This is a genomic window from Actinomyces urinae (genome assembly GCF_900119695.1).
Classification (GTDB): domain Bacteria; phylum Actinomycetota; class Actinomycetes; order Actinomycetales; family Actinomycetaceae; genus Gleimia; species Gleimia urinae.
Genome location: NZ_LT632546.1, coordinates 101,037 through 126,432, shown reverse-complemented (window position 1 = coordinate 126,432; position 25,396 = coordinate 101,037). Strand labels below are relative to the sequence as shown.

23 protein-coding genes and 1 tRNA gene are annotated in these 25,396 nt (G+C 56.8%); 17 read left to right on the top strand and 7 right to left on the bottom strand.

The features are described from left to right. Positions 1-26: 26 nt before the first annotated feature. The 3 genes from BQ7114_RS01070 to BQ7114_RS01060 form a co-directional block, all read right to left on the bottom strand. Positions 27-842 carry an exodeoxyribonuclease III gene (locus BQ7114_RS01070; RefSeq protein ID WP_072340761.1) on the bottom strand — a complete coding sequence of 272 codons (816 nt, stop codon included), beginning with the start codon at positions 840-842 and terminating at the stop codon, positions 27-29. Between the two features lie 70 nt (positions 843-912). Beyond that, positions 913-2,169, bottom strand: a complete 1,257-nt coding sequence (locus tag BQ7114_RS01065; protein WP_072340758.1) for a YihY/virulence factor BrkB family protein — start codon at positions 2,167-2,169, stop codon at positions 913-915. A 139-nt stretch (positions 2,170-2,308) separates the two neighbouring features. After that, positions 2,309-2,851, bottom strand: coding sequence for a 2'-5' RNA ligase family protein (locus tag BQ7114_RS01060; protein WP_072340753.1), 543 nt, complete (start codon positions 2,849-2,851; stop codon positions 2,309-2,311). 244 nt (positions 2,852-3,095) lie between these two features. On the opposite strand from BQ7114_RS01060, the gene galT reads away from it, so the two are divergent. The 9 genes from galT to BQ7114_RS01010 all read left to right on the top strand — a co-directional run bounded on the left by galT (position 3,096) and on the right by BQ7114_RS01010 (position 14,138). Then, positions 3,096-4,292 carry a galactose-1-phosphate uridylyltransferase gene (galT, locus tag BQ7114_RS01055; protein WP_072340748.1) on the top strand — a complete coding sequence of 399 codons (1,197 nt, stop codon included), beginning with the start codon at positions 3,096-3,098 and terminating at the stop codon, positions 4,290-4,292. Beyond that, on the top strand, positions 4,289-5,512 hold the full coding sequence (gene galK / locus BQ7114_RS01050; RefSeq protein WP_072340745.1) for a galactokinase: 1,224 nt from the start codon (positions 4,289-4,291) through the stop codon (positions 5,510-5,512). Before galT ends, galK begins: the two co-directional genes overlap by 4 nt. Positions 5,513-5,596: 84 nt before the next feature. Continuing rightward, positions 5,597-6,199, top strand: a complete 603-nt coding sequence (pth, locus tag BQ7114_RS01045; RefSeq protein WP_072340742.1) for an aminoacyl-tRNA hydrolase — start codon at positions 5,597-5,599, stop codon at positions 6,197-6,199. Between the two features lie 33 nt (positions 6,200-6,232). Continuing rightward, on the top strand, positions 6,233-9,826 hold the full coding sequence (gene mfd / locus BQ7114_RS01040; protein WP_072340738.1) for a transcription-repair coupling factor: 3,594 nt from the start codon (positions 6,233-6,235) through the stop codon (positions 9,824-9,826). Between the two features lie 80 nt (positions 9,827-9,906). Then, the gene (locus tag BQ7114_RS01035; protein WP_143236761.1) at positions 9,907-10,431 is read left to right on the top strand and encodes a hypothetical protein; all 525 of its coding nucleotides are present in this window, start codon (positions 9,907-9,909) and stop codon (positions 10,429-10,431) included. 159 nt (positions 10,432-10,590) lie between these two features. Beyond that, positions 10,591-11,871 carry a phosphopyruvate hydratase gene (gene eno, locus BQ7114_RS01030; RefSeq protein WP_072340729.1) on the top strand — a complete coding sequence of 427 codons (1,281 nt, stop codon included), beginning with the start codon at positions 10,591-10,593 and terminating at the stop codon, positions 11,869-11,871. Positions 11,872-12,003: 132 nt separating this feature from the next. Next, entirely contained in the window at positions 12,004-12,636 is a 633-nt protein-coding gene (locus BQ7114_RS01020) for an FtsB family cell division protein (RefSeq protein ID WP_083431677.1), read from the top strand. A gap of 3 nt (positions 12,637-12,639) precedes the next feature. Then, complete coding sequence (locus tag BQ7114_RS01015) at positions 12,640-13,176, top strand: DUF501 domain-containing protein (protein WP_072340718.1); 537 nt, start codon at positions 12,640-12,642, stop codon at positions 13,174-13,176. Then, positions 13,173-14,138, top strand: coding sequence for a Ppx/GppA phosphatase family protein (locus tag BQ7114_RS01010; protein WP_326844857.1), 966 nt, complete (start codon positions 13,173-13,175; stop codon positions 14,136-14,138). The genes BQ7114_RS01015 and BQ7114_RS01010 overlap by 4 nt, the downstream gene beginning before the upstream one ends. A 17-nt stretch (positions 14,139-14,155) precedes the next feature. Here the strand turns inward: BQ7114_RS01010 and nhaA are convergent, their stop codons facing one another. Next, positions 14,156-15,550, bottom strand: coding sequence for a Na+/H+ antiporter NhaA (gene nhaA, locus BQ7114_RS01005; RefSeq protein ID WP_072340713.1), 1,395 nt, complete (start codon positions 15,548-15,550; stop codon positions 14,156-14,158). 217 nt (positions 15,551-15,767) lie between these two features. On the opposite strand from nhaA, the gene BQ7114_RS01000 reads away from it, so the two are divergent. The 3 genes from BQ7114_RS01000 (at position 15,768) to BQ7114_RS00990 (ending at position 17,276) form a co-directional block, all read left to right on the top strand. Further along, positions 15,768-15,844, top strand: a tRNA-Leu gene (locus BQ7114_RS01000). A gap of 87 nt (positions 15,845-15,931) precedes the next feature. Continuing rightward, positions 15,932-16,861, top strand: a complete 930-nt coding sequence (locus BQ7114_RS00995) for a Bax inhibitor-1/YccA family protein (RefSeq protein ID WP_070621002.1) — start codon at positions 15,932-15,934, stop codon at positions 16,859-16,861. Between the two features lie 13 nt (positions 16,862-16,874). Next, the gene (locus BQ7114_RS00990) at positions 16,875-17,276 is read left to right on the top strand and encodes an FKBP-type peptidyl-prolyl cis-trans isomerase (protein ID WP_072340710.1); all 402 of its coding nucleotides are present in this window, start codon (positions 16,875-16,877) and stop codon (positions 17,274-17,276) included. 91 nt (positions 17,277-17,367) lie between these two features. On the opposite strand, the gene msrA is transcribed toward BQ7114_RS00990, so the two are convergent. Continuing rightward, positions 17,368-17,997 carry a peptide-methionine (S)-S-oxide reductase MsrA gene (gene msrA / locus BQ7114_RS00985; protein WP_072340707.1) on the bottom strand — a complete coding sequence of 210 codons (630 nt, stop codon included), beginning with the start codon at positions 17,995-17,997 and terminating at the stop codon, positions 17,368-17,370. Positions 17,998-18,118: 121 nt separating this feature from the next. Here msrA and BQ7114_RS00980 point away from each other — a divergent pair, with 121 nt between their 5' ends. Further along, positions 18,119-19,549, top strand: coding sequence for an AI-2E family transporter (locus BQ7114_RS00980; RefSeq protein WP_072340704.1), 1,431 nt, complete (start codon positions 18,119-18,121; stop codon positions 19,547-19,549). Between the two features lie 161 nt (positions 19,550-19,710). Here BQ7114_RS00980 and greA read toward each other — a convergent pair whose 3' ends face one another. After that, positions 19,711-20,190: a transcription elongation factor GreA gene (gene greA, locus BQ7114_RS00975; RefSeq protein ID WP_034509328.1), complete on the bottom strand. Its 480-nt coding sequence runs from the start codon at positions 20,188-20,190 to the stop codon at positions 19,711-19,713. 97 nt (positions 20,191-20,287) lie between these two features. Continuing rightward, a complete protein-coding gene (gene trhA / locus BQ7114_RS00970) occupies positions 20,288-20,998 on the bottom strand; it encodes a PAQR family membrane homeostasis protein TrhA (RefSeq protein WP_083309454.1) in 711 nt (236 codons plus the stop codon). 145 nt (positions 20,999-21,143) lie between these two features. On the opposite strand from trhA, the gene BQ7114_RS00965 reads away from it, so the two are divergent. The 4 genes from BQ7114_RS00965 to pflA all read left to right on the top strand — a co-directional run bounded on the left by BQ7114_RS00965 (position 21,144) and on the right by pflA (position 25,356). Beyond that, positions 21,144-21,908 carry an isoprenyl transferase gene (locus BQ7114_RS00965; protein ID WP_070620995.1) on the top strand — a complete coding sequence of 255 codons (765 nt, stop codon included), beginning with the start codon at positions 21,144-21,146 and terminating at the stop codon, positions 21,906-21,908. A 163-nt stretch (positions 21,909-22,071) separates the two neighbouring features. Then, a complete protein-coding gene (locus BQ7114_RS00960; protein WP_070620993.1) occupies positions 22,072-24,180 on the top strand; it encodes a pyruvate formate lyase family protein in 2,109 nt (702 codons plus the stop codon). Between the two features lie 4 nt (positions 24,181-24,184). Continuing rightward, positions 24,185-24,436 (top strand): autonomous glycyl radical cofactor GrcA2, encoded by a 252-nt coding sequence (grcA2, locus tag BQ7114_RS00955; protein ID WP_034509318.1) that lies wholly within the window; start codon positions 24,185-24,187, stop codon positions 24,434-24,436. Between the two features lie 5 nt (positions 24,437-24,441). Continuing rightward, positions 24,442-25,356: a pyruvate formate-lyase-activating protein gene (pflA, locus tag BQ7114_RS00950; RefSeq protein WP_072340701.1), complete on the top strand. Its 915-nt coding sequence runs from the start codon at positions 24,442-24,444 to the stop codon at positions 25,354-25,356. The last annotated feature ends 40 nt before the right edge of the window (positions 25,357-25,396 follow it).

The window sequence follows — 25,396 nt, the reverse complement described above, 5'->3', positions numbered from 1 at the left end:
GACTTTTTCATGCGCAGTTTAGGCGCTTAGCTGTAGATGATGCGCAGGGGAGCATGGTCGGAGTACCGGGAGGCGTAATCGACCGCGCGGTCCACATTCACGCTCTTGGCCCGCTGAGCCATCGCAGGGCTGGCCAGATGATAGTCAATGCGCCAACCCGCGTCGTTGTCGAACGCCTTGCCCCTGTATGACCACCACGTGTACGGGCCCTGCACGGGGCCGGTTAGTTGACGGGCAACGTCAACCCATCCCGATTCAATCCAACGGTCCACATACGCGATTTCGGAGTCAAGCACGCCGGCTGTCTTATTGTGGTTGCCCTTCCAGTTCTTGATGTCGAGCTCGGTGTGAACGATGTTTAGGTCGCCCGTGATAATCACGTTGGGTAGCTCGCGCAGTTCGCTCATACGGCTGGTAACGAGATCGAGGTGAGCGTACTTTTGATCCATCTTTTCCGTACCCACTTCACCCGAATGCAAGTAGGCAGAGACAATACGTACAGTCTGATCTCCGTCCTGCACGTCTACTTCGAGCCAACGCCCCGTATCTACAGCCACCGCCTCACTTTGCTGCGGGTGGGCGCCAAAACGGACGGTTTCGGGAAGGAGCTTCACGTGGGAGTCACGGCGAACCCCGATGGTTACACCGGCGCGCCCCTTAATCTCACATTCGAAGTTTAGTAGCTCCCACTCTTCCAGTAGGTCGGTGGTGATCGTGCTTGCCGCGCGCACCTCCTGCAACGCGATCACATCGGGCTTAGTATCCGCCAGGGAGTCTTTCATACCGCGTTTAACTGCGGCGCGAATCCCATTAACGTTGATCGAAGCTAGCGAGAGGGTCATTATCCTACTTTCAAAATCTCAGCGCGTACGGCTTTTTCGAAGTCCTGTTTAGCACGCGCGGTAGCTGGCCTTACTTGTCGCCCACCTGCTGGCGCTGGCCCATAGCCAAAAGCTCGTCGCGATACTTTTGCGCTTTGGTCTCAGCGCTCTCAATACGAACGCGCAACCACTTGGCGCGCGGCGAATGCCAAACCTCGTCCCCCAGGACGGTTTCGTAAGATTCCGGATTCTCACGCGGGTCAAAGGCAATGTCACCCGTGAGAGGATTATGCGGCCAATCAAGAGTATCTGGCTCTGTCATGGTGACGTAGTTAGGTGTGCTGTCACCGTGCACATACTTTGGATCCTGCGGGAACTCCGCGTAGAACGGGTTGGCCATCCACGCGGCAACCATCAGAAGCAGTCGCACGATGAGGTTAATCCACAGCATGAGGGTGGCCAAGGCTGCCGAGGCAGCAAGCAGGGGGTTGTCGGCTACGGAACCAACCGCGCTAGTGCCCAGATAACGCAAAACTGCCGAACCAACACCCGCAACAGCCGCGCCGATCCACAGATCGCGACTGGGCACGCGAACGCCTGCAGTAACGCGCACCAGAGCAATCACCAAAAGAGTGTCCACGACGAAAGCGGCTAGCAGAGTAGCCACGTTCAAAAGGATGCGCCCGGCTACCCCCTCGATATTCAACAGGTCAATAAACCACGAGCCGACCGTGTTCATCATGATTCCGAGAGCGGCAGTGGCAAGCACGCCAATGCCAAGGAGCGCGAATCCAAACAAGTCGCGGATCTTGATCGCTACCGCACCATTTGGCAGGCGCACGATTCCGAACATCGACCACAGAGACATTTTCAGTGCGTCCATGGTTTTCGATGCTGAAAACACAAGCACTACTAGACCCACGATGCCGGTGACAGACCAAACGTTTGTTTGAATGAGCGAATCCGGGTTGATCATGCCGGTGCCATCGCCGGTGTCGATAAGGCCAGGCATTGCCGATTCGAGGGCGTGCAATACTGCCTCACGAAGCTCATCGTTGCCGCCCAGGAAGTACATGAACACGGTCCACCCAACGGTTAGTGCCGCGGCAATGGAAAACAACGAAGTGTAAGAGACGCCGCCGGCCAATAGATTGCCACGCTTTAACGTGTAGCGGCGCATGCCCCGGCCAACGCGCGAATGGTTGTACCAATCCATGAGCCCCATTACCTTGGCCACTATCCCGCCTGCCTCTTTCACTTCTTGCAAAGTGGGGCCGTACAGGTTTGGAGCATCGGGAGCTCTTGGTGCCAAAACTTCTACTGGCTGATCAAGCACGGATTTCGCCATATCTTCGCCTATCCTATCCAGCGCGGAATCGTCTACAGCTCGAAACTACCCGAAAATCTGCCCCGCGGCTTTCCCAAACCCACTTACAGTCACGGTTATGTGCTCAATTGCTCACGAGGCGGGCGGGCAACCCGGTAATTTAGCCTGCCGTAAAACTAAATAGCGCCTGGGAATGGTACACGCCGTCAGCACCCACACGGTCCAATCTGAAACCGCTTGCAACCCACTCCGCCTCGAAATCCGCAGCAAGCTTCTCAGCTTCATCTAACGTCTCCTCATGGTCAATGTGAGCGAGCGTCACGTGCGGGTGGAAGGGGAAACGCGGGGTTGGAAGAGCGATGGCCTTGTGAATCTCGTCCTCGAGGGCGGCTAGAGCCTCGCCGCCAGCAGCGACATTAATGAAAGACACGGGCGACACCGGGCGGAACGAACCCGCTCCGCGTAGACAAATCCGAAAAGGCGCATGTTTCGCGGCAACTTCTCCGAGTTGGTGCATAATGCGCTCGCGGTCGGCCTGCTTCACGGGAGTGGGTGGCACAAGTGTGATGTGCGGTGCGGTACTGCTTGCGGTATCTAGGTTGAGCCGTCTGCGAAGCGCATCAATGTTGCCTGCAAGCGGCTCGGGAACTGCTACGAGTATGCCGATGAGTTCCTCGTCGGGCCCGCAGGGGGGAAGGTACATGCTTATTCCTTGCCACGCATAATCGCCTGTTAACGAATTATTACTATCACAAGCGGCGGGAGGTATTCATTTTTGCATGGCAAAGAGGTAGTTGAACAGCCGATTTGTGTGTCAGTACGCCGATGCAAAGGCATTGGTAGGTAAACGGAAGGGCAAAGATAGCTCAAGGAACAGTGTCAGAAAAGCTTCTCGAGGGGTAGGCTTTAGGAGGTTGATAAAAACGAAAACACTGTTGGGAGTGCTGATGACTGCTCGCGTTCGTAAAACTGCTACGAAGCTGGCTGATGGTCGCGACTTTTTCTACTTCGATGATTCGGAACCTTACGTCAGCGGCGAGAAGACTCGCCGTTTGGATGATCCAAGGCCTCTGCAAGATAGGTTCGCCCCAGTCAAGGATGAGGAGGGAGGCGAGAAACCGGTAACCGGGCCAACCATGCGTTTGGATCCGCTAACAGGTGAATGGGTGGTTATCGCAACTCACCGCATGAACCGCACGTTCCTGCCCCCAGCAGATGCGAATCCGCTCGCCCCGGCACGTCCGGGTGCCGCCTATCAGGATGGTGAGATCCCCGATACCGACTACGACGTCGTAGTGTTTGAAAATCGTTTCCCCTCGCTCATGCAGATTCCGGGCGAAACCATGGAGGTTGGTGATCTGGATGGAGAGAGCATTTGGAAGGTGGCGCCGGCCGCTGGTCGATGTGAGGTTATCTGTTTTGGTCCCGATCTAAATCGCAATCTCGTGGATATGGGGCCAACCCGCATGCGCACAGTCATCGAAGCTTGGGCAGACCGTACGCAGGAGCTCGAAAAGATGGATGGCATTAAGCAGGTGTTCTGCTTTGAGAACCATGGTGAAGCGATCGGTGTTACCCTGCATCACCCGCACGGGCAAATCTACGCCTACCCATACATCACGCCTCGCACGGCAACTATGATCCGTCAGGCCAAGCAGTACCGTGAGAACACGGGCAAAGATCTGCTGAGCGACGTCCTCGCCGCGGAATTGCGTAGCGGTCGCAGGATCGTCGACGAAACTGAGCATTGGGTGCTTTATGTGCCTGCTGCGTCGCGTTGGCCGGTTGAAATGCAGCTGATGCCCAAGCGTGACGTGAAGGCGCTGTATGAGCTGACCGATGAGGAGCGTGAGGAGCTCGCCCACCTTTACATTCGCATGTTGAAGGCGGGGAACAAGTTCTTTGAGGTCGAGGAAGACGGCCAAAAGACCTACCTGGAGATTCCGTACGTGATGTCTTGGCACCAGGCTCCCGTGGGCGAGGAACGCGAACTTATGCGCTTGCACATGCAGCTGCATTCGATCCAGCGTGCGCCCGGCAAACTGAAGTATTTGGGCGGTTCCGAATCAGGCATGGGTGCGTGGATTTCTGACACTACGCCGGAGAAAATCGCAGATCGTCTACGGGAGGTCTACGAAAAATGAGCAACATCGTGATGGAGTCATGGACTCTTGAAGAGGGCACGCGCAAAGTCACGGAGCTGTTCGAACGCGCCTACGGTTACAGTCCGGAGGCCCTCCACTCGGCACCTGGGCGTGTGAACGTGATTGGTGAGCACACCGATTACAACGGTGGTTTCGCACTCCCTATGGCCCTTCCTCACCGCACCTATGCGGCGGTAAGTCAGCGTGATGACCGGATTGTTCGCCTCGTGTCCGCACAGGAGGAGGGCGTGCGAGAGGTTAACCTCGACGAGGTCGATACGCACAATTCGAAGAACCCTGTTGAGGGCTGGCCGGCCTACGTGGTGGGAGTTGCCTGGGCCCTTGAGCAACAAGGGAGGGGCAAGATGCCCGGCCTCGATCTCGCAATCGATTCTTGCGTGCCGTTTGGTGCTGGCCTTTCATCTTCTGCGGCGCTTGAGTGTGCGGTTGCCGTTGCCTGGGATGCGCTTATGGCGCAGACCGAAAACTGGGTTTCAATGATGACCACTAAGAAGGGGCGTAAAGAACTTGTTGAGGCCTGCATTAGCGCTGAAAACGAGATTGCTGGCGCCCCAACCGGTGGAATGGATCAGGCTGCGTCGATGCGGTGCCGCGCCGGCGCAGTGATTTTGCTTGATTCAAAAGATGCCTCCATCAGGCACATTCCATTTGACCTCGAATCCGTTGGTCTGGAGATGCTGGTCATTGATACGCGGGCGCCGCACCGCCTGGCAGATGGCCAGTATGCGAACCGGCGCGCCACGTGCGAGGCTGCGGCTCAGAAGCTCGACGTGGAACACCTGGCGAGCCTGCCCCGCGACGCGGATCTGTCTGCCCTCAGTGAAGAGGAACGAAAGCGCGCTCGCCACGTGATCACTGAAACGGCACGCACGCTGGACTTCGTTGAGCTCCTAGAGGACGGGGCGTTGATGGATGAGCGGTTGGATCAGATCGGTTCGCTCATGACGGCATCGCACGAATCACTTCGGGATGACTACGAGGTCACGGTTCCTGAACTGGACATCGCGGTAGAAACGGCGCTGGAGAACGGGGCTGTTGGGGCTCGCATGACGGGCGGTGGCTTTGGCGGATCGGCGATTGCGCTGGTTCGAAAGCACCAGGCGGGCGCGGTCATGGATGCCATTACCGAGCGGTTCGCGAAGGAAGGCTTTAATCAGCCACACTTCCTGCATGCAAGGCCCTCGGCGCCAGCTAACTAGGGGAACGCGGACCATTGGTGTGTTCGTTTGGCTCTGCCCCCCCTCGTAAATTTCTCGCATCGCGTGAGTTGGTAGAGTGGGGGCGTGCAAGAAACAGCAAAGCAGTGGCTCATTGTTGGCTTGGGTAATCCGGGCCCAAAATACGAAAACAATCTGCACAACGCGGGTCGCATTGTGCTCCATGCGGTAGCTGACAATGCCGGTGTGACGTTCAGTAAGCACCGCGCTGGCGCGTATGTGGCAAATGCGCGTATTGGGATGCTTCCGGGAGGCAGGCCAGGGCCGGCCGCGATTCTTGCATACCCCGACTCGTACATGAATTTGTCGGGCAACGCGGTATCGAAACTCATGCAGTTTTATGGGGTAAAGCCGGACCATCTGCTGGTTGTGCACGACGAGCTCGACATTGAACCGCACGTTCTTCGTCTTAAACGAGGTGGCGGCGAGGGCGGACACAACGGGTTGCGCTCAATCTCGCAGCTGATTGGCACGAAGGATTACAACCGGTTGCGCTTTGGTGTGGGCCGCCCGCCTGGGCGAATGGATGCGGCTGCGTTCGTGCTTTCGGATTTCCCAAGAAAAGACCTGGATGAATGGGCTGTAACTGTTCGCTTGGCTGCGGATGCGATCGAAGACGTGGTTACCCTCGGTTTTGAACAAGCGCAACAAAAACTGCACACGGCCTAGTCCGGATAGTCCGGTTGCACACAAGGAGCTGTTTTGAAAAAACTGCGCGGTCTACTCAGCGCTCTTGATGGTGACGAAGCGCTTGCCGCTGCCGCCCTCGCCCTGAACGAAGGGGGCAACCCCACGGTCATTGCCTCAGCTGGTATGCGGGCCCCTCTGCTCGCAAAAACGGCGCTGCAAGAGGACGGAAGGCCGCTGGTTGTTGTAACTGCAACCGGCCGGGATGCGGAAGAACTGGCCACCCACCTGCGCGGATATATCGATGGCGTGGAGGTGTTGCCCAGCTGGGAAACGCTGCCGCACGAGAGACTCAGCCCGCAGCGGGACACGATGGCCAGACGAGTTGCGGTAATGCGGCGCTTGGCACACCCCGAGGGCGAGGTTGGATCACGAACCGGTGCCATTAGAGTTCTGCTTGTGCCGCTACGCGCATTCTTACAGCCGGTTATCTCCGGTCTTGGAGACCTGGAGCCCGTGCGTCTAACAGTGGGCGACGCTGTTGATTTTGAGAGCCTGACTACCCGCCTCATGAATCTGGGTTACGAACGCACGGAAGTGGTGCAAAAGCGCGGCGAAATGGCGGTTCGCGGCGGAATCCTAGATGTATTTGCACCCATTGATCCGTACCCGACGCGTATCGAAATGTTTGGCGATGAGGTTGACGACGTCCGCTACTTCTCAGTTGCCGATCAGCGCGCGGTTGGCGCAGCTAAAGAAGGGCTGTGGGCGCCAGCTGCCCGCGAACTGCTACTGACCGACGATGTGCGCAAGCGAGCGCGCGAGGCCGTCGCAAAACTGCCGGGCGCTGGCCAGATGTTGGAGCTTATCAGCGAAGGCATCAACGTGGAGGGCATGGAGTCGCTCAGCCCCGTCCTCGTAGGCGGGATGGAAACCGTGCTGGATCTCGTTGGGGCCGATTCGCAGGTGGTTATCGTCGAGCCGCAACGCGTTGAATCGCGCACCGAAGACCTCGTTGCCACCACGCAAGAGTTCTTGGAGGCCGCATGGACGGGCGCCGCGGCAGGTGGTGAGATTCCACTTCAGGCCGGTAACGCATCGTTCAAAACGTTGACGCAAATGCGCTCGATCGCTCGTAAACGAGGCTTTGGATGGGCAGAGATTTCCGCTCTCGCCCCAATGGAATTGGCTGACGCGCTTACCGACGCACCATCCGCGCACGCTCCGATTGTTGTGACCCCGAGCCTCATGCAGGTGGGCGCTCGTGACGTGAAGCCATATCGCGGCAAGATTGACCAGGCCGCCTCTGACCTTGGGAAGCTTCAAAAAGACAACTGGAAACTGGTTGTAACCACGGATGGGCCGGGCCCCGCCAAGCGGATTGCGGCGGTGCTAAACGAAGCGTTTGTACCTGCAAAGATAGTCGAGGCGGTAACCGAAGGGCTAGAGCCGGGCGTAATCGAAGTGCTGGCTGCTGGATCCGGGCCAGGGTTTGTAGCTGAGGAACTGAAGGTTGCGGTTGTTACCGAGACGGATATGACGGGCAAGGCGGGCTCGTCGACCGCGGAAATGCGGAAAATGCCGGCGCGTAGGCGTAAAGGTATTGATCCGCTAACGCTGCACAAGGGTGACCTCATCGTCCACGAGCAGCACGGTATTGGCAAGTTCGTTGAGATGGTTTCGCGCACTATTGGACGCGGCGAAGAGGCCGTGACGCGCGACTATTTGCTAATCGAGTACGCGCCCACCCGGCGCGGCCAGCCTGGGGACCGCCTCTACGTTCCAACCGATCAGCTGGATCAGGTTTCTAAGTATTCGGGTTCGGATCAGCCAAAGCTATCCAAGATGGGCGGGGCTGAATGGGCGAAAACTAAGGCCAGAGCACGCAAGGCCGTTAAGGAAATCGCGGGAGAGCTGGTTCGCCTTTACGCCGCACGCAAGTCCGCGAAGGGCTACGCGTTCTCACCCGATACGCCGTGGCAGCGTGAACTTGAGGACGCCTTCCCATACGTGGAGACGCCGGATCAACTGACCGTGATCGACGAGGTCAAAGCAGACATGGAAAAGCCGATCCCTATGGACCGTCTGCTTGGCGGAGATGTGGGCTACGGCAAGACTGAAATTGCGGTTAGAGCCGCATTCAAGGCAGTGCAAGACGGCAAGCAAGTGGCTATCCTCGTGCCCACCACCCTCTTAGTTCAGCAGCATCTGGAGACATTCCAGCAGCGTTACGCGGGCTTCCCCGTAGATGTTGCGGCCCTATCTCGTTTCACTAGCGCGGCCGAGGGGGAGCGCATTCGCGCGGGTCTTCGCACCGGCCAGATCGACGTTGTGATTGGGACCCATTCCCTGCTTACAGGTTCGGTCCGCTTCAAGGACCTCGGCCTCGTCGTCATTGATGAGGAGCAGCGTTTTGGCGTTGAGCACAAGGAAACCCTAAAGCAGATGCGCACGGACGTGGATGTCTTGTCAATGTCAGCCACGCCTATTCCTCGTACGCTCGAAATGGCAATCACGGGTATTCGCGAAATGTCACTTTTGACCACCCCTCCAGAGGAGCGCCACCCAATCCTAACGTTTGTGGGGGCATATTCGGACCAACAGGTTAGTGCCGCAATCAAACGCGAGCTTCTGCGTGATGGTCAGGTGTTCTACGTGCATAACCGCGTGGAAGATATCGGCAAGATCGCCGATCATATTCAACAGCTCGTGCCCGAGGCGCGGGTTCGTATTGCGCATGGAAAGCTCGCTGAAGCTCAGTTGGAGCAGGTGATCGTGGACTTTTGGAATCGCGAGTTCGACGTCCTCGTCTGCACCACGATTATTGAAACCGGCTTGGATATTTCTAACGCCAACACACTCATTGTGGATCGCGCGGACGCAATGGGACTGTCGCAGCTTCACCAGCTACGAGGTCGCGTTGGACGCGGACGCGATAGGGGGTACGCATACTTCCTATATCCGGCCGACAAGGTACTGACCGAGACCGCACACGAGCGACTTTCAACGATTGCGGCTAACACCGATCTGGGCGCGGGCATCGCGGTGGCGCAAAAGGACTTGGAGATTCGCGGCGCCGGCAACCTGCTGGGTGGCGAACAGTCTGGGCACATTGCGGGCGTGGGCTTCGACCTTTACGTGCGCATGGTTGCTGACGCCGTGGCAACCTATCGCGACGGGCAGCCTCCCAAGCGTGAAGAGATGCGCATCGAAATCCCCGTGGACGCGCACATCCCGCCGGACTACATTGAGGGCGAGCAACTTCGCCTCGAAATGTACGCCAAGATTGCGGCGTTGCGTTCACCCGAAGAGGCGCATGACCTGCGCGAAGAGCTCGTGGACCGCTACGGCAAGATCCCCGAGCAGGTCCTGCTGTTGTTCGCTATCTCTGGATTGCGCGAGTATGCGCGTGACCTCGGGATTAAAGAAATTGTGGCGCAGGGGCGTTACATTCGATTTTCTCCAGTGGAATTGCGCGATTCTCAAGCATTACGTTTGAAGCGGCTGTACCCGGGTTCAATAATTAAGGGAGCCGTTCGCCAGATTCTGGTTCCCGCTCCTAAGTCCAAAAAACTTGGGGGCCCAGCCATTGTGGACCAGGAACTACTTGATTGGACACAAAACTTTTTGCAGACAATTGTTGAGTACTCGCCCGAATCTAAAGGTTAACCCAGGTAGGGGCAAGAAAATGTTAAGGGAAACAGCGTAGAATCTGTACCAGATGGTTGAAAACGAAAGGACGCGTAACCGTGACACTTAAGTCAACATGGAAACGCATTGTAGTTGGCGCCAGCACAGTGATGGCAACGGTTGCTCTCGCAGCCTGTTCTGCCCAGCCCGGTGTGGCGCTGAAGATCGACGGAACCACCTATACGGAAGACGAAGTGAGCGAGGCTGCCCAGCAGCTTTCGCAAATCAGCGGACAGCAGTTCCCAACTGCAGGTGTGGTTTATGTGTTGGCACAGGGGGCGGCCGTTCGTGAGGTTGCAGACCAGCACGGTGTTGAGTTCTCGGATGAAGACGCCCGTAATGCGTTGGCCTCGGTGCAGTCTCCGGGCGAGCCAGTTAATGAGGCTGCCGTTGGCGTTGTGCGCATCAACCAGCTTTTGGTGCTTCTGCAGGGCGATCTGGATCAGCAGGCGTTGGCGCAGGAAGTGACTGAGGCACAGAAGAACAAGGACGTTGAGCTCAACCCGAGGTACGGAGAGCTAGACGAAAACAACGCTGTGTACGCACCGAACTTGCAGGGCGTTGTGCTTCCGCCACAACAGTAAGTTTTAAGAAGCATCAGTAGGGCCCTCGAAGGACTTACACCCCGCTGATCTTCAACCTAGACCTGAAGGGATGCAGACCGTCTGCAAAACCCTAATGAGGGAACGATAACTCGTTAAAAATAGTCCGCGACATTACCGGATCTATAGAAGGAGAAAAACATGGCACACATTGAGGCCATTGGTGCTCGCGAGATTCTTGACTCTCGTGGCAACCCGACTGTTGAAGTTGAAGTTCTGCTTGACGACGGCACCGTTTCGCGTGCAGCCGTTCCGTCGGGTGCTTCTACCGGCGCATTTGAAGCCGTTGAGCGTCGCGATGGTGACGACAACCGCTACATGGGCAAGGGTGTTAAGGACGCCGTTGAGGCGGTAACTGACGTTATTGCTCCTGAGCTGATCGATGAAGACGCCACTGAGCAGCGCCTGATCGATGAGATCATGATTGATCTCGACGGTACGGACAACAAGGGCAAGCTTGGCGCTAACGCTATTCTTGGTGTTTCGCTGGCCGTTGCCAAGGCTGCTGCAGAGTCAGCTGGCCTGCCGCTGTACCGTTACGTTGGCGGCCCGAACGCACACGTCCTGCCCGTTCCGATGATGAACATCCTCAACGGTGGTTCGCACGCTGACACGAACGTTGACATCCAGGAGTTCATGATTGCTCCGATCGGTGCAAGCTCGTTCCGTGAGGCCCTCCAGTGGGGTGCTGAGGTCTATCACACCCTCAAGGGCGTCATTAAGGGCCGCGGCCTTTCCACCGGTCTTGGTGACGAGGGCGGCTTCGCCCCGTCACTGGAGTCAAACGCTGCTGCACTTGACCTCATTATTGAGGCAATCGAGAAGTCTGGTTACACGCCGGGCAAGGACGTCGCTCTTGCTCTTGACGTCGCTTCTACCGAGTTCTTCAAGGATGGCAAGTACATGCTTGAGGGCGAGGGCCGCGACACCGAGTTCATGGTGAAGTACTACGAGAAGCTACTTGCACAGTACCCGCTAGTTTCGATTGAGGATCCTCTGTCTGAGGATGAGTGGGATTCTTGGATCAAGATGACAAGCGAGCTGGGCAACAAGGTTCAGCTGGTTGGTGACGACCTGTTCGTAACCAACCCGGCTCGTCTTGCACGTGGCATCAAGGAGCATGCTGGTAACGCTCTGCTCGTGAAGGTGAACCAGATTGGTTCCCTAACCGAGACGCTCGACGCCGTTGAGGCTGCACACCGCGCGGGCTTCAAGTCGATGACTTCGCACCGCTCCGGCGAGACCGAGGACACCACGATTGCTGACCTTGCTGTTGCAACGAACTCCGGCCAGATTAAGACCGGTGCTCCGGCTCGCTCTGAGCGCGTTGCAAAGTACAACCAGCTTCTGCGTATTGAGGAAGAGCTTGCTGACGCAGCGGTTTACGCTGGCCGTAGCGCTTTCCCGCGCGCGAGCTTCTAACTCTTTGCAGCGAGTGGTCTAACCACTAGCTGATAGAGCATCGGGACGGGGCCTTCGGGCCCCGTCCCTTTTGTTTTACCCGCCGCCGGCGCGGTTTAGGCAACTTCGCTTAAGTTTTGTAAAACTAGAGACATGAGTGAGCGTAGGGTCAGCGGAGTTCGTCGTCCAATCATGCCTAAAGGCATGAGGAGCGGCGCGAAGAAAGCTACCACGCAATCCAAGCCCACCGGTATCACGCGAAAGGGGGCGCGGCCGCACTCGGCTACGGCAAGCAGCAGGCCACGCTCGCGGGCAAGAAAGAACAGCGTCACCATGGTGGCAGAAGCTCCCGCTGCGGAGCGAAAGGTGTCGCTGAAGGCGTTCGCCTTGACCTTGGCTTTAGTGGTCGCTCTTTTGGGAGTGACCCAGCCGTTACATCAGTGGTGGTCGCAGCAGCGTGAATACCGTTCGGTTCTAATCCAAATAGAGCAGGCGAAACAGACTAACGCCGAGTTGCAAGATCAGCTGGACCGATGGGGCGATAAGTCGTACGTGGCCTCACAGGCGCGGGCACGGCTACAGTATGTCCAGCCGGGGGAGACGCAGTATCAGGTGCTTGACGCGCCCGGCATTGCGGATGGGATGGCAGATACCAAGCCCGTTGAGGATCAGGGTCCGCCTCGACCTTGGTACCTGGTGGTGGCTGATACTGCGGATGCCGCCGATGATATGAACCAGCCGGTTCGCCTTGACCCGTCGGTGCGCGTAAAGAAAAACGAGGAGTAGGCGTTGGACAAGACGCAAGATGTTGATCTGAAGATTCTTGAGCTTCAGTTGGGGCGCGAGCCGCGTGGTGTTTTAGGGATTGCAGCAAGGTGTGTTTGCGGCGCTCCCCTGGTGGTAGCAACTGCTCCTCGTTTGGAAAATGGTAGCCCCTTTCCGACCATGTTTTACCTGACTCACCCTGCGGCTGTGAAGGGGTGTTCCGTCCTCGAGTCTAATCAGTGGATGGAGCATTTGAATGAGCGTCTTGGCGAAGATGAGCAGCTGCGTAGCGAATACGCCACGGCTCACCTCGCCTACATTGCGGCGCGCGATGCTGTGGAGAAAGTCGATGAGATCAGTGGTTTTTCGGCTGGAGGAATGCCGCAGCGCGTGAAGTGTCTGCATGCCCTGCTTGGCCACGCGCTTGCCGCTGGTCCGGGCGTAAATCCGATTGGAGATTGGACACTTGCCAAGTTAGAGGAGATGGGGCTGTGGGACCAGAAGAAGTGTTCCTGCCTACCTGGCCAAACTCCCGCGGATTTTGAAGGAGCAGACGCGTGAGTGAAGACTTCCCGTGGCTTCTGGGGCGCGAGGGTGGCAAGGTGGCAGCCATTGATTGCGGTACAAACTCCATCAGGCTTCTGATTGGACACATGGAGGCTGGCTCGTTTGTTGACGACCTACGCACAATGGAAATCGTGCGACTTGGCGAGGGCGTGGATCGCACCGGCTGCCTCTCTGAGGCGGCGATTACGCGCACGGCTAACCAGGCGAAGGAATATGCCCAGATCTGCCGCGAAGCCGGCGTGAATAAACTGCGATTTGTGGCCACGTCTGCGAGTCGCGATGCGCAAAACCGCGACGACTTCCGCGCAGCCATTAAAGACGCAGTGGGGATTGAACCAGAAGTTGTGGAGGGCAACGAGGAGGCCGCACTTTCATTTACCGGCGCGGTCTCGAGCTTGCACGAAGCTGAAAATCCCGTGATGGTGATTGATATCGGGGGAGGTTCCACCGAGTTCGTGGCGGGCGCTGCTAAGGCTGGCGTGCTAGGCGCGATCTCTATGAACATGGGATCGGTCCGCGTCACTGAGAAGTTCCCCGAAATCGTAGCCCCTAACCCGGATACTAGCGGGGCCGTAGCGTGGATTGACAGCTTGATTGACGAGGCCGCAGCGGCCGTGCCGTTCACTCAGGTGAACTCGCTAGTTGGCGTTGCTGGTACGGTTACGACCATTACCTGCCACGCCCTGGGGCTTGAAAAATGGGATCCAGAGGCCGTGCATGCGTCGCGCTTTAGTCTTGAGCAGATGGTGGATTCCTGCGACTACATGATCAATGCGAGCGTGGATGAGCTTGCCAGGCTACCCTACATGCCGGCTGGTCGTGAAGACGTCATTAGTGGCGGCGCGCTCATTTGGAGGCAAATAGTTTGCCGCGCAGCATCGGATAATCCGAAGCTACGCGGCAACTGGGTTTCGGAGCACGACATCCTCGATGGAATAGCGCTGTCCATCATCTAGTTGATCCTCTAAGCAGATTACGAGGAGAGCGCGCGCAAGCGGTTCGCGGCCGCGCCACGCGCGTGCAGGTGAGCACGGTAGTGCACCGCGTAACCACCCGCGATGGCCGCAATCGCAGTACCCATCATGACGCCCATCTTGGCGTGCGGAATGTGAACCGAATCGGCAGGGAATGCGAGCCCCGCGATCAGTAGCGCCACGGTGAAGCCAATGCCGGCAAGCATTGCAATGGCTGCAATGTCGGGCATATCCACGCCGGCACCCAGGCGCAGACGCGTGAACTTGGTTAGTAGCCAAACGGAACCCGCGATTCCCAGCAGCTTACCGATTGGCAGGCCGAGGGAGACGCCAATTGCTACCGGGTCGGCAAGCGTCTCTACAATGCCGCCGGATTCCGAAACGTTCACGCCAGCGGCAAAGAACGCGAAGAAGGGGACTACAAGGCCGGCTGAAATCGGGTTGATCTTTTCTGCCAGGTGGTGGGACCACTGCGGCTCGCCGCGCCTACGGACTGCGGGCACCAGCAGGCCCATCGCTACGCCCGCGATCGTGGCGTGCACACCGGATGCGTGCATGAAGCCCCACGCTACTGTTGCTACCGGTATCAGGAGCCACCAGTGCATGTAGCGGCGTTGGCCCAAGAAGCCGAATAGGGCAATGAGTGCCAGCGAAATGCCGAGGGCAATGAAGTTCAGATCAGTGGAGTAAACCACGGCAATGATGATGATTGCGAGGAGGTCATCAACCACGGCCAGGGTGAGTAGGAAGGTGCGTGCCGCAGGGGGCATGCCTTTGCCAAACACTCCGAGGAGGGCCACTGCGAACGCAATATCGGTTGCTGCGGGGATTGCCCAGCCCGAGAACGCCTCGGAACCTGTAAAAATCTGTACCAGCAGGTACACCACAGCAGGGCCTACCATGCCAAAAACCGCGGCAAGCATGGGAAGAGCTGCTTCGCGAATGTCTCGAAGCGCACCGGTTACGAACTCGGTTTTCAGCTCAAGACCAACTACGAAAAAGAAGATGGTCAAAACGCCATCTGCAGCCCAGGCGGAGAGCGGCAAATGTAGGTGCCAAGCCTGCGGCCCAAAGGTGAAGTTAGCCATGGTTTCATAAATGAAGCCGATCGGTGAGTTTGCCCAAGCAAGTGCCAGCAATGCCGCAACCACCAGGAGCATGCCCGCCTTCGTTTCATCCGATACGAAGCGAACGAATGACTTGGGCAGGTCCTTGACGCTCTTTGACGCGTGCGGTCTAGCGGCGTTGCGTTCTCGTTCGATTCGCCTAATCTGCGACGAAGAGAGTGCGAAGGGGCGTTGCATTCCCACGTTTCCCGGCAGGTTGTGTGTTGACCTGCGTTTAATGCTGGGGTCAGGGTTGACGCCGGGCCTTCTACGGCCGTCAGACCACATACGGCTCACCTTTCTTTCAGCTAATAGGTGCCTCGCGCGAGACACACCTTATCCTCGACTCTAATAAATCTGCCCGCCCCATGAGTGGACAAGATTAAAATGTGGGCGAAACCGTGCGATTTGTAACAGTTTGTACCTGCTTCGTGTTGTTTATTGGAAATGGGGCCGGCAGGCGCGTTTGGTGTAACCAGGCATTTTGCCCGTAGAATGGGCGCGAGCCCCCATAGCCCAATTGGTAGAGGCAGTCGACTTAAAATCGACCGAGTGCCGGTTCGAGCCCGGCTGGGGGTACCAAGTTGGCAGTTAAATGTTTCGGCCACGTGCAAAGTTCGTTATATTCATAGCAATTCACGAGACAGCTATATTTAGGAGCGGATGCATATGAGCGGTAATCCCGTGATGGTAGAGCTCGATAGGGAGATTTCTAAAACTCCCGCTGGATATCCAACGATGCCGGGCTACGAGCCGGGCCGCCCTGGTATGCAAGATGCGGGGTCGAGCCGATTTGATCCGCACGCTACAGCGCATCGCCCGCAGGAAACCGCTCCGGGTACCGCGCCCATGGATCAGTTTGAGGACGCCTACAGGGCTCCGGCCGCGGACGCGGTTAATACCGGGCGCATGACCTATGACGACGTGATTGTGAAGACGGGCTCGATGTTTGCCCTCGTGCTTCTAGGCGCGGTTGTGGCTTGGTTCGGGATTCGCATGTCGCCTTCCCTTGCCGTCCCGCTCGTGTTTGGCGGCATGATCGCCAGCCTCATCCTGGCAATGGTGAACATCTTCTCGAAGACGATTCGCCCCGGTCTGATTGCGGCTTACGCGGTTGCAGAGGGCCTCATGCTGGGCGCGTTTTCGCTACTGTTTGAGTTCCTGTATCCGGGTATCGTTTTGCAGGCAGTTATTGCAACGTTCGTGGTGATCGGGGTGGCTCTCGCGCTGTTCGCGTCCGGCAAGGTGCGTTACACCTCGCGCACAAACCGTTTTGTGTTGATTGGCCTTCTCTCGGTGCTGGGATACAACCTGGTGAACATGGTTTTGGTCTGGACGGGGGCTATAACCACGCCGTTTGGCCTGGGATCCATCACGGTGCTAGGAATCCCCCTCGGGGTGATTGTAGGCGGTCTCGCGATCGTGATTGGCACATACAGCCTTATTGGAGATTTTGATGTGGCAAAGCGTGGCGTCGAGGCCGGCGTACCCGCCGTTTTCGCCTGGCGTGTGGCTTTTGGAATCACCGTGACGGCCGTGTGGATTTATGTTGAGGTGCTGCGTCTGCTGGCAATATTGCGCTCTGCTGCAGGAGATTAAGTAGACTGACGCCATGAGTGAATTTTTGAAAGTATCCGATAACTTCTTGCGCAAGCCCACTATTGCGTTCCTTACCGAGGAGCCTCCCGCGGGTCTGCATATTGAAGTGATTCGCGAGGGGGCGGGGGCTCCCATCACACCTGGTAACCAGATCGATGCGCACTACCTCGGTCAGGTTTGGAACGGCAACATGTTCGACAACTCCTATGATCGCGGCGAGCCGCTGTCTTTCACCGTTGGTATCGGCATGGTCATTCGCGGTTGGGATGAGGGCCTGATCGGTATTCGTGAAGGCTCGCGTGTTGTGCTGTCGATTCCGTCTGAACTTGGTTACGGCGATGCGGGTGTTCCGCAAGCCGGCATTGGCGGTGGAGACACGCTCGTGTTCGTGACTGACGTCGTTCGAGTCAGCTAGTTAAACCAATAGGTGAAGCGGCGGCCTTCAGTCCATTTTGGGCGAGGGCCGCCGCTTTGTTTTGCCCGCGTGGCTGGTTACGCGACGCGTCTTAAACGATGCCGATGGGGCAACTCATTCCGTTTGGTCCGTGGTTGCAGTACCCGTTTGGAATGTGGTGCAGGTAGGCCTGGTGGTAGCGTTCGGCAAGGTAGAACGTGCCGGCCTCGCCCTCACTAACAATCTCCGTGGTGATCTGCCCTTTGCCGTGCTCGCCTAGAACGTTTTGGAACGCGTCGCGGGTTGCTAGAGCAGCCTCGCGTTGGCTCTCATTCGTGTAGTAAATCGCGGAGCGGTACTGCGTGCCACGATCATTGCCCTGCCGATTGAGTGTAGTTGGGTCGTGGTTCTCCCAAAACACCTTCAGGATCTGTTCGGTGCTGATCTTGCGCGGGTCGTAAACCACACGGACGATCTCGGCGTGTCCAGTCTGTCCCGTGCACACTTCGTCATACGTGGGGTTTTCTGTGGTGCCACCCATGTAGCCAGCAGCTGTTGCAATTACTCCAGGCAGGCGCCACATGATGCGCTCCGCGCCCCAAAAGCATCCCATGCCTACATAGAGCACTTCATGTGGTTCATCCCAGGGGCCCTCTATGGGAGTGTTTAAAACGGGATGATTTCCGAGGTGGGAGGCAACAGGTGTGGTCCTGCCCACGATAGTTCCGCTATGGGTAGCCATGTGAATACCTTTCTTCTGGTCACAACTTACATGTCTGCGGTAAATGCCGCGACCGCTTGTGCTTGAAAACAGCGGAAGCGGTATACTTCCTTGACGGCAAAATAAAGACTTTGGAGGTCACATGGCCAAGCGTCGTGCCACGCGAGTGAGCGATCCTTTTGATCGTTTTTCTGAACCCCTGTTGAGGGCTCGCGAGTCGATCCAACCCGAACCTGTACGAGTGGAGAGGATTGAGCCTGCTCCGCATTCGGATAGGCGAGTGCAAGATCATGTGAGCTGGCCGCTACAGGTTGCGGCCGCATGGTCTTGGCGGATGGTAATCGTTGTTTTTGCTCTGGGACTTGTCGCATATGGATTGTCGTACGTGACGGTCATTGCGATTCCGGTGGCATTGGCACTATTGCTCGCCGTCTTGCTTGATCCGATTAATAGACTGCTTCACCGCAAGCTCGGTATGCCAAAGGCTGCTAGTGCCACGCTCAGTCTATTGATTGGTATTGGGGTTGTGGCGGGCCTGATCTCTTTGTCTTCCTCGCAAATTATTGCGCAGTTTGGCGATCTGGTTTCGCGCGCAACAGACGGCTTTTCAAGGCTAACTGAATGGCTTAGGACGGGGCCGCTTCCCATTGAGAGTGAAGCGGTTGATAAGTACTTAAATTCGCTTAATGACGAGATCATAAATGCGGTTCAAGACAACTCTCAACGTCTTGCTTCGGGGGCATTATCCATCACGGCCACGGTCGGTAATGTGTTCACCGGTGCCCTGATCGCGCTGTTCGTCCTGTTCTTCCTGTTGAAGGATGGACGCAAGATTTGGATCTGGTTCTTGCGTTGCATGCCAGAGCCTGCGCGCGTGCCGCTTCACGAAGCTGCGGTTCGTGGCTGGACCACGCTCGGTGCGTACGCGAAGGCGCAGATTCTCGTGGCCGCTATTGATGCTACGGGTATTGGTTTGGGCGCTTTCTTCCTGGGTGTTCCCCTGGCTATCCCGCTGGCTGTTCTGGTCTTCCTAGGCTCGTTCATTCCGATCGTGGGTGCATTCCTCACCGGCACCATTGCCGTGTTGGTCGCCTTGGTTGATCAGGGTCTCATGACCGCCGTGTTCATGCTGGTGGTCATCTTGGTGGTTCAGCAGCTGGAGGGAAACGTGTTGCAACCGTGGCTCATGTCGAACGCGGTTTCGCTTCACCCGGTTGCGGTGCTACTCGCGGTGGCGGCGGGTTCGTTCCTGTTTGGCATTGCGGGCGCGCTATTTGCCGTCCCGGTTTTGGCCTTCCTCAACACTTCGATTCTGTACCTGTATGGTTACGACAAGTTCCCGAATCTTGCCACAGACAATGACCGTGCGGGCGGGCCTCCCGGAAGTTTAGAAGAACAGCTTTTGACCTCCTACGATCCCAATATGCGTCGCATCGATCCGGAAGCCGAGCCGGCAGAAACGGCCGACGAGGAAGAGGCGGATAACTCGAAGGTTAGCGAGCAAGTATCAGATTCTGTGAAGGCAGTGCTACAAGACTCCCCGGCCAAAAATGGTGAGGAATCCGCCGAGTAGTCCTCCTATCTTTAGAGAGGTGCTATCAGGTAGGTGAGCGCCGTCTTACCTAGTATCGCCAGGTCAAAATGCGATCTAGAGCGGACTAGCAGATAAAAATATTGGCGGTTCTAGGAATATTTTCTAGAAACGCCCATATTTATGTGTGCGTTATGTGCGCATTAGCCCTTGTACGGAACGGCGTCGATGATCTTCACCGCGATTTCCTTTCCGTTGGGCGCGTAGTAAGAGACGGTGTCGCCCTTCTTAGCACCCATGATGGCTTCGCCAAGAGGAGCATCAGGGGAGTAAACCTCGATCCCTAGTCCCGTGCCCGTCATACGCGAGCCGAGTAGAAACTCCGTGCGCTCGCCCAGGATTTCCGCGGTCACCATCATGCCGAGCTCAACGACGCCGTCATCAGCCGGCGTCTCTCCAACCTCGGCCTCTTTAAGAAGATTCTCAAGCTGCTGGATGCGCGTCTCGTTCATCGACTGCTCGTCGCGAGCAGCGTGGTAGCCGCCGTTCTCCTTAAGGTCGCCTTCCTGCCGTGCCTCGTCAATCTTTCGCGCAATCTCAGCGCGCAACTCCGTGGAACGGTGCGTGAGCTCTTCCTTGAGCCGGTCGTATGCTTCCTGCGTCAACCAAGTCTTTTCGGCCATTGGGCCCTCCCTACAAAACGAACGACGCCGCGACCCGGAAGTTGAAGTTCCAAGTCGCAGGCGCGAGACGTGATCACTCTAGCAAGTAAACCTGTGTTTAGGTAGCTGACAGCACCGCGATAAACGCGGCAACGCAATGAGTTGCCCATCCTGCAACCGTGAACGAGTGAAATATCTCGTGAAAGCCAAAAACGCGTGCGCTTGGCCCGGGCCATTTGAATCCATACACGAGGGCGCCGATTGTGTAGCAGATGCCACCGGCAACCAGTAGCCAAACAACCGCCGGACCACCCGCTTGCCATAGGTCTGGCAGGTACCAAAGCGCCACCCAGCCGAGCAGTACGTAGATCGGGGTTGTGAACCATCGCGGAGCGCTTGGCCAAAATACTGATGTGCCAATGCCTAGTGCGGCTCCGATCCAAACTATTAGCAGCACCTTGGTTGCTTGTGCCGGGCTTAGCAATGCCACACAGATTGGCGTGTAGGTTCCGGCGATGAGCAGAAAGATATTCGAATGGTCAAACCGGCGCAGAAGAGCATTGGCTTTGGGGCCCCAGTTTCCGCGGTGATACAGCGCGGACATTCCAAATAGGAGCAGGCTAGACACGAGGTATGCCACCGATGCCCACCTCGTGCCCGCGGTGGGGGCGAGGATTAGCAAGACGAGGGCGGCGGCGAACGCCAGTGGTGCCGTGACAAGGTGTATCCAACCGCGCATCAGCGGCTTAATGGAGGGGGGTGTGAGTGACCGCGACGAGTTCACATCTGGATCCGATAAGACGGTGTCACTAAGGGGGTGAGGCTGCATTTCTGCTCCATAACTTACGGTGTAGTAACTTAAGGTTACGCGAGAGTAAGTTAGTGGTCAAGGAGGCATTATCTTCAATCCCGATCAAACCTCATCTACTATCGAGGTAAGGCAAGCGTAAAATCATTTTTTGAAGGAGTGAGGGATGGAAAACCGTTTGTTATACAGCCTGTACGAAAAACGGCTGGTATCCGAACTCACTCCCGAGCGCTTGCCAAAGCATGTGGGCGTCATCCTCGACGGGAATCGCAGATGGGCGCGGGAAGGTGGCAATGCAACCGCCTACGGGCATCGCAAAGGTGCTGACAAGATCACCGAGTTCTTGGAGTGGGCCGATGAGCTTGGTATCAAGATCGTTACGCTCTGGATGCTTTCAACCGATAACTTAGATAGAGATGAAGCCGAACTTCGCCCGCTCCTCAAAATCATTGCGGAGGCCGCTAGGCGTCTGGCAGATGATGGGCGATGGAACCTGAAATATGTTGGCGACCTCTCGCTCTTGCCCGATGATATTCGAGACGAACTTGAAGACTGCCTAACCTGTGCAAAAGGCCGAGAACCGGGGTCTTTAGATGTGAATATTGCCGTCGGTTATGGCGGCAGGCACGAGATTACCGACGCTGTTCGCGCGTTGCTTCGCGCATACTCGCAAAAGGGTTTGAGTATTGACGAGGTGGCGGATGTCCTAACCGTGGATGACATTACTGACCACCTATATACCGCCGGTGTTCCAGACCCGGACCTCGTGATCAGAACGTCTGGGGAGCAACGGCTCTCGGGATTCCTGCTCTGGCAGTCAGTGCACTCGGAGTTCTATTTCACCGAGGCATACTGGCCTGACTTTAGGCGAGTTGATTTCTTGCGCGCACTCCGCGACTTCGGGCAGCGCGAACGCCGTCTGGGTAAGTAAAATCACTTTGCTGGCTACCTGTATTTTTTGTTGCGTTTGTGCAGAAAATACGAGCTTGGGTGGTTAAGTGAGCAAGTTTACATATATGTCCGACCAATCAGTGATCACGTTAGGTATCGTTGTTGGTGAAGAGAAAGTCAAATAATCGAAATCGGAGTGTTTAATGTCATTTGTCTCCGTCGACGAGCACGCTGGCCGTGAAAAAGTCGATTTTGCTGAGTGGGAAGGTTTCAACACCGGAAACTGGGACTGGGAAATCGATGTCCGAGACTTCATTCAACGCAACTACACCCCCTACCTGGGTGAAGCGGACTTCCTAGCCGGCCCAACGGAAAAAACTTTGCGTCTATGGCAGACGCTTGAGGAGAAGTACCTCTCGGAAGAGCGCAAGCGCCGCGTTTACGATGTTGATCTTGAAACTCCTGCGGACGTTGACGCTTTCGGCGCTGGTTACATCAGCGAGGATGACGATGTAGTGGTTGGCCTCCAGACCGATGTTCCGCTGAAGCGTGCGATGATGCCTGCCGGTGGGTGGCGCATGGTTGAAACCGCCATCAGGGAAGCCGGTAAAGAGCCGAATGAAGAAGTCAAGAAGATCTTCACTAAGTACCGGAAGACGCATAACGATGCGGTATTCGACATCTACACTCCACGCATCCGCGCGGCTCGCTCCTCGCATATCATCACGGGGTTGCCCGATGCATACGGTCGCGGCCGCATCATCGGTGATTACCGTCGCGTAGCGCTTTACGGCGTTGATTACCTGATCGCCCAGAAGCAGGCTGACAAAGACCGCTGTGCGGACCAGCCTTTCTCGGAAGACTGGGCGCGTGATCGCGAAGAGATTTCCGAGCAGATCAAAGCTTTGAACAAGCTGAAGAGCATGGCTTCGAAGTACGGATTCGACATTTCGCGTCCGGCCTCAACGGCTAAAGAAGCCGTGCAGTGGACCTACTTCGGCTACCTCGGATCGGTTAAGTCGCAGGATGGTGCCGCAATGTCGTTCGGTCGCCTGTCCGGCTTCTTCGACGTTTACTTTGAGCGCGATTTCGCTCGCGGCATCCTCACTGAGGAAGAAGCGCAAGAGATCATTGACGCGCTTGTTATCAAACTTCGCATTGTCCGCTTCCTGCGTACCGAAGCTTACGATCAGATCTTCTCTGGTGACCCGTACTGGGCAACCTGGTCCGACGGTGGTTTTGGCGAGGACGGACGCACGCTCGTAACGAAGACCTCGTTCCGCTTGCTCCAGACCCTGGTGAACCTCGGCCCGGCTCCCGAGCCGAACATCACGATCTTCTGGTCCCCCGAGCTTCCCGAGGGGTACAAGAAGTTCTGTGCGAAGGTCTCGATCGAGACATCCTCGATCCAGTACGAGTCGGATCACCAGATCCGCGACCGCTGGGGAGATGACGCAGCTATCGCATGCTGTGTATCCCCGATGAAGGTCGGCAAGCAGATGCAGTTCTTTGGCGCTCGCGTCAACTCTGCTAAGGCCCTCCTGTACGCCATTAACGGAGGCCGCGACGAGGTGTCCGGCAAGCTGGTTGTGCCTGACCATACTCCGGTTGAGGGCGATGGTCCGCTGGATTTTGATGAGGTATGGAAAAAGTACGAGCAAATGCTCGATTGGGTGGTCGGCACCTACGTTGAGGCGTTGAACATCATCCACTACTGTCACGACCGTTACGCCTACGAGTCTATGGAAATGGCGCTACACGACTCGCAGATCACCCGCACGATGGGTTGCGGTATCGCGGGCCTGTCGATCGTTGCGGACTCGCTGTCGGCAATCAAGTACGCGAAGGTCACGCCCGTGCGTGATGAAACTGGCCTCGTAGTTGATTACGTAACCGAGGGCGAGTTTCCGCGTTACGGCAATGACGATGACCGTGCTGATGACATTGCGGCAACGATTGTTCACACCGTGATGGAGAAGATCAAGGCCATCCCGATGTACCGCAATGCAATCCCGACCCAGTCGGTGCTGACGATTACCTCGAACGTGGTTTACGGTAAGGCCACGGGCTCGTTCCCGTCGGGTCACCAGGCCGGCACACCGTTCGCGCCGGGTGCAAACCCAGAAAATGGTGCAGACACACACGGAATGCTTGCTTCCATGCTTTCCGTTGGCAAGCTCGACTACTCCGACGCGTTGGACGGAATTTCGCTTACCAACACGATCATTCCTTCGTCTTTGGGACGAAACCTGGAAGAACAGATTGAGAACCTCGTCGGTATCATGGATGCCGGCTTTATCAAGAAGGACTAACAAAATGACTGTAAAGAGCTTTGATGAACGCCTCGCATCGATGAAGGCAAACCGGGAAGCGACCGGCGGCGTTGAGGGCCTGTACCACGCCAACATTAACGTGTTGAACCGTGAGACCCTTGAAGATGCAATGGAGAACCCAGAGAAGTACCCGCAGCTCACCGTGCGCGTGTCAGGCTACGCGGTCAACTTTGTGCGTCTTACGCGCGAGCAGCAGCTCGACGTGCTCTCTCGTACCTTCCACGCGGGTATGTAAGCAGATTGAGTGACGTAACTTCGGGGCGGGCTTCGCTTGCTGGATCTTCCGGTTACTCGGAAGGTTCAACGGGGGAGTACCGCCCCGATCCTTTGGAATATGAAGTTCCCCGAGCGCAAGGTGCGGGATTAAACGGTATCGCTGTCGCCCCGCACATGGAACGAACTGAACATTTCCAGGCCGTTCGTGAAGGCAAGCTGGGCTCAGTACATTCGTGGGAGCTTGTGACCGCAATGGACGGGCCCGGAACACGGGCAACTGTGTTTTTCTCGGGCTGTCCTTTGCGTTGCGTGTACTGCCACAACCCGGACACGCTGTACATGCGTAAGGGAACGCCAGTTCTGCTTGATGACCTCATGGATCGTTTGCGTCGGTACAAGACGATCTTCAAGGTGACTGGCGGGGGCGTAACCTTTTCCGGTGGCGAGCCGCTCATGCAACCCGCATTCCTTGCTAACCTGCTTCGCGCGTGCAAGGAGGAGGGGATCCACACCACGATTGACACGTCGGGCAACCTTGGTGTGAACTGCACGGATGACATGCTTGCAGATATTGATCTAGTGCTTTTGGATGTTAAGGCCGGCGATCAAGAGACATACTTCAAAACCACCAAGGCGCAACTAGAGCCCACTATCGCGTTTGGCAATAGGCTCGCGGAGCTTGGCAAAAGGGTGTGGGTCCGTTTTGTGCTAGTTCCCGGGCTTACGGACAAAAAAGAGAACATCGAGGCCGTGGCGGACATCGTGGCAGGCTGGCCCAATGTTGAACGTGTTGAGGTACTACCGTTCCACCAGATGGCGCGAGACAAGTGGGACGCGCTTGGCATGGAATACGAGTTGGAAGACGTAGAGCCTCCAACGCCAGAAGAAACCGAAGCTGCGCGAGAAGTGTTCCGCTCCCGCGAGATCGAAACCCACTAGTTCAGTCAGTAACGGTCTTAAGCTCGTTGCATTTGAGCAG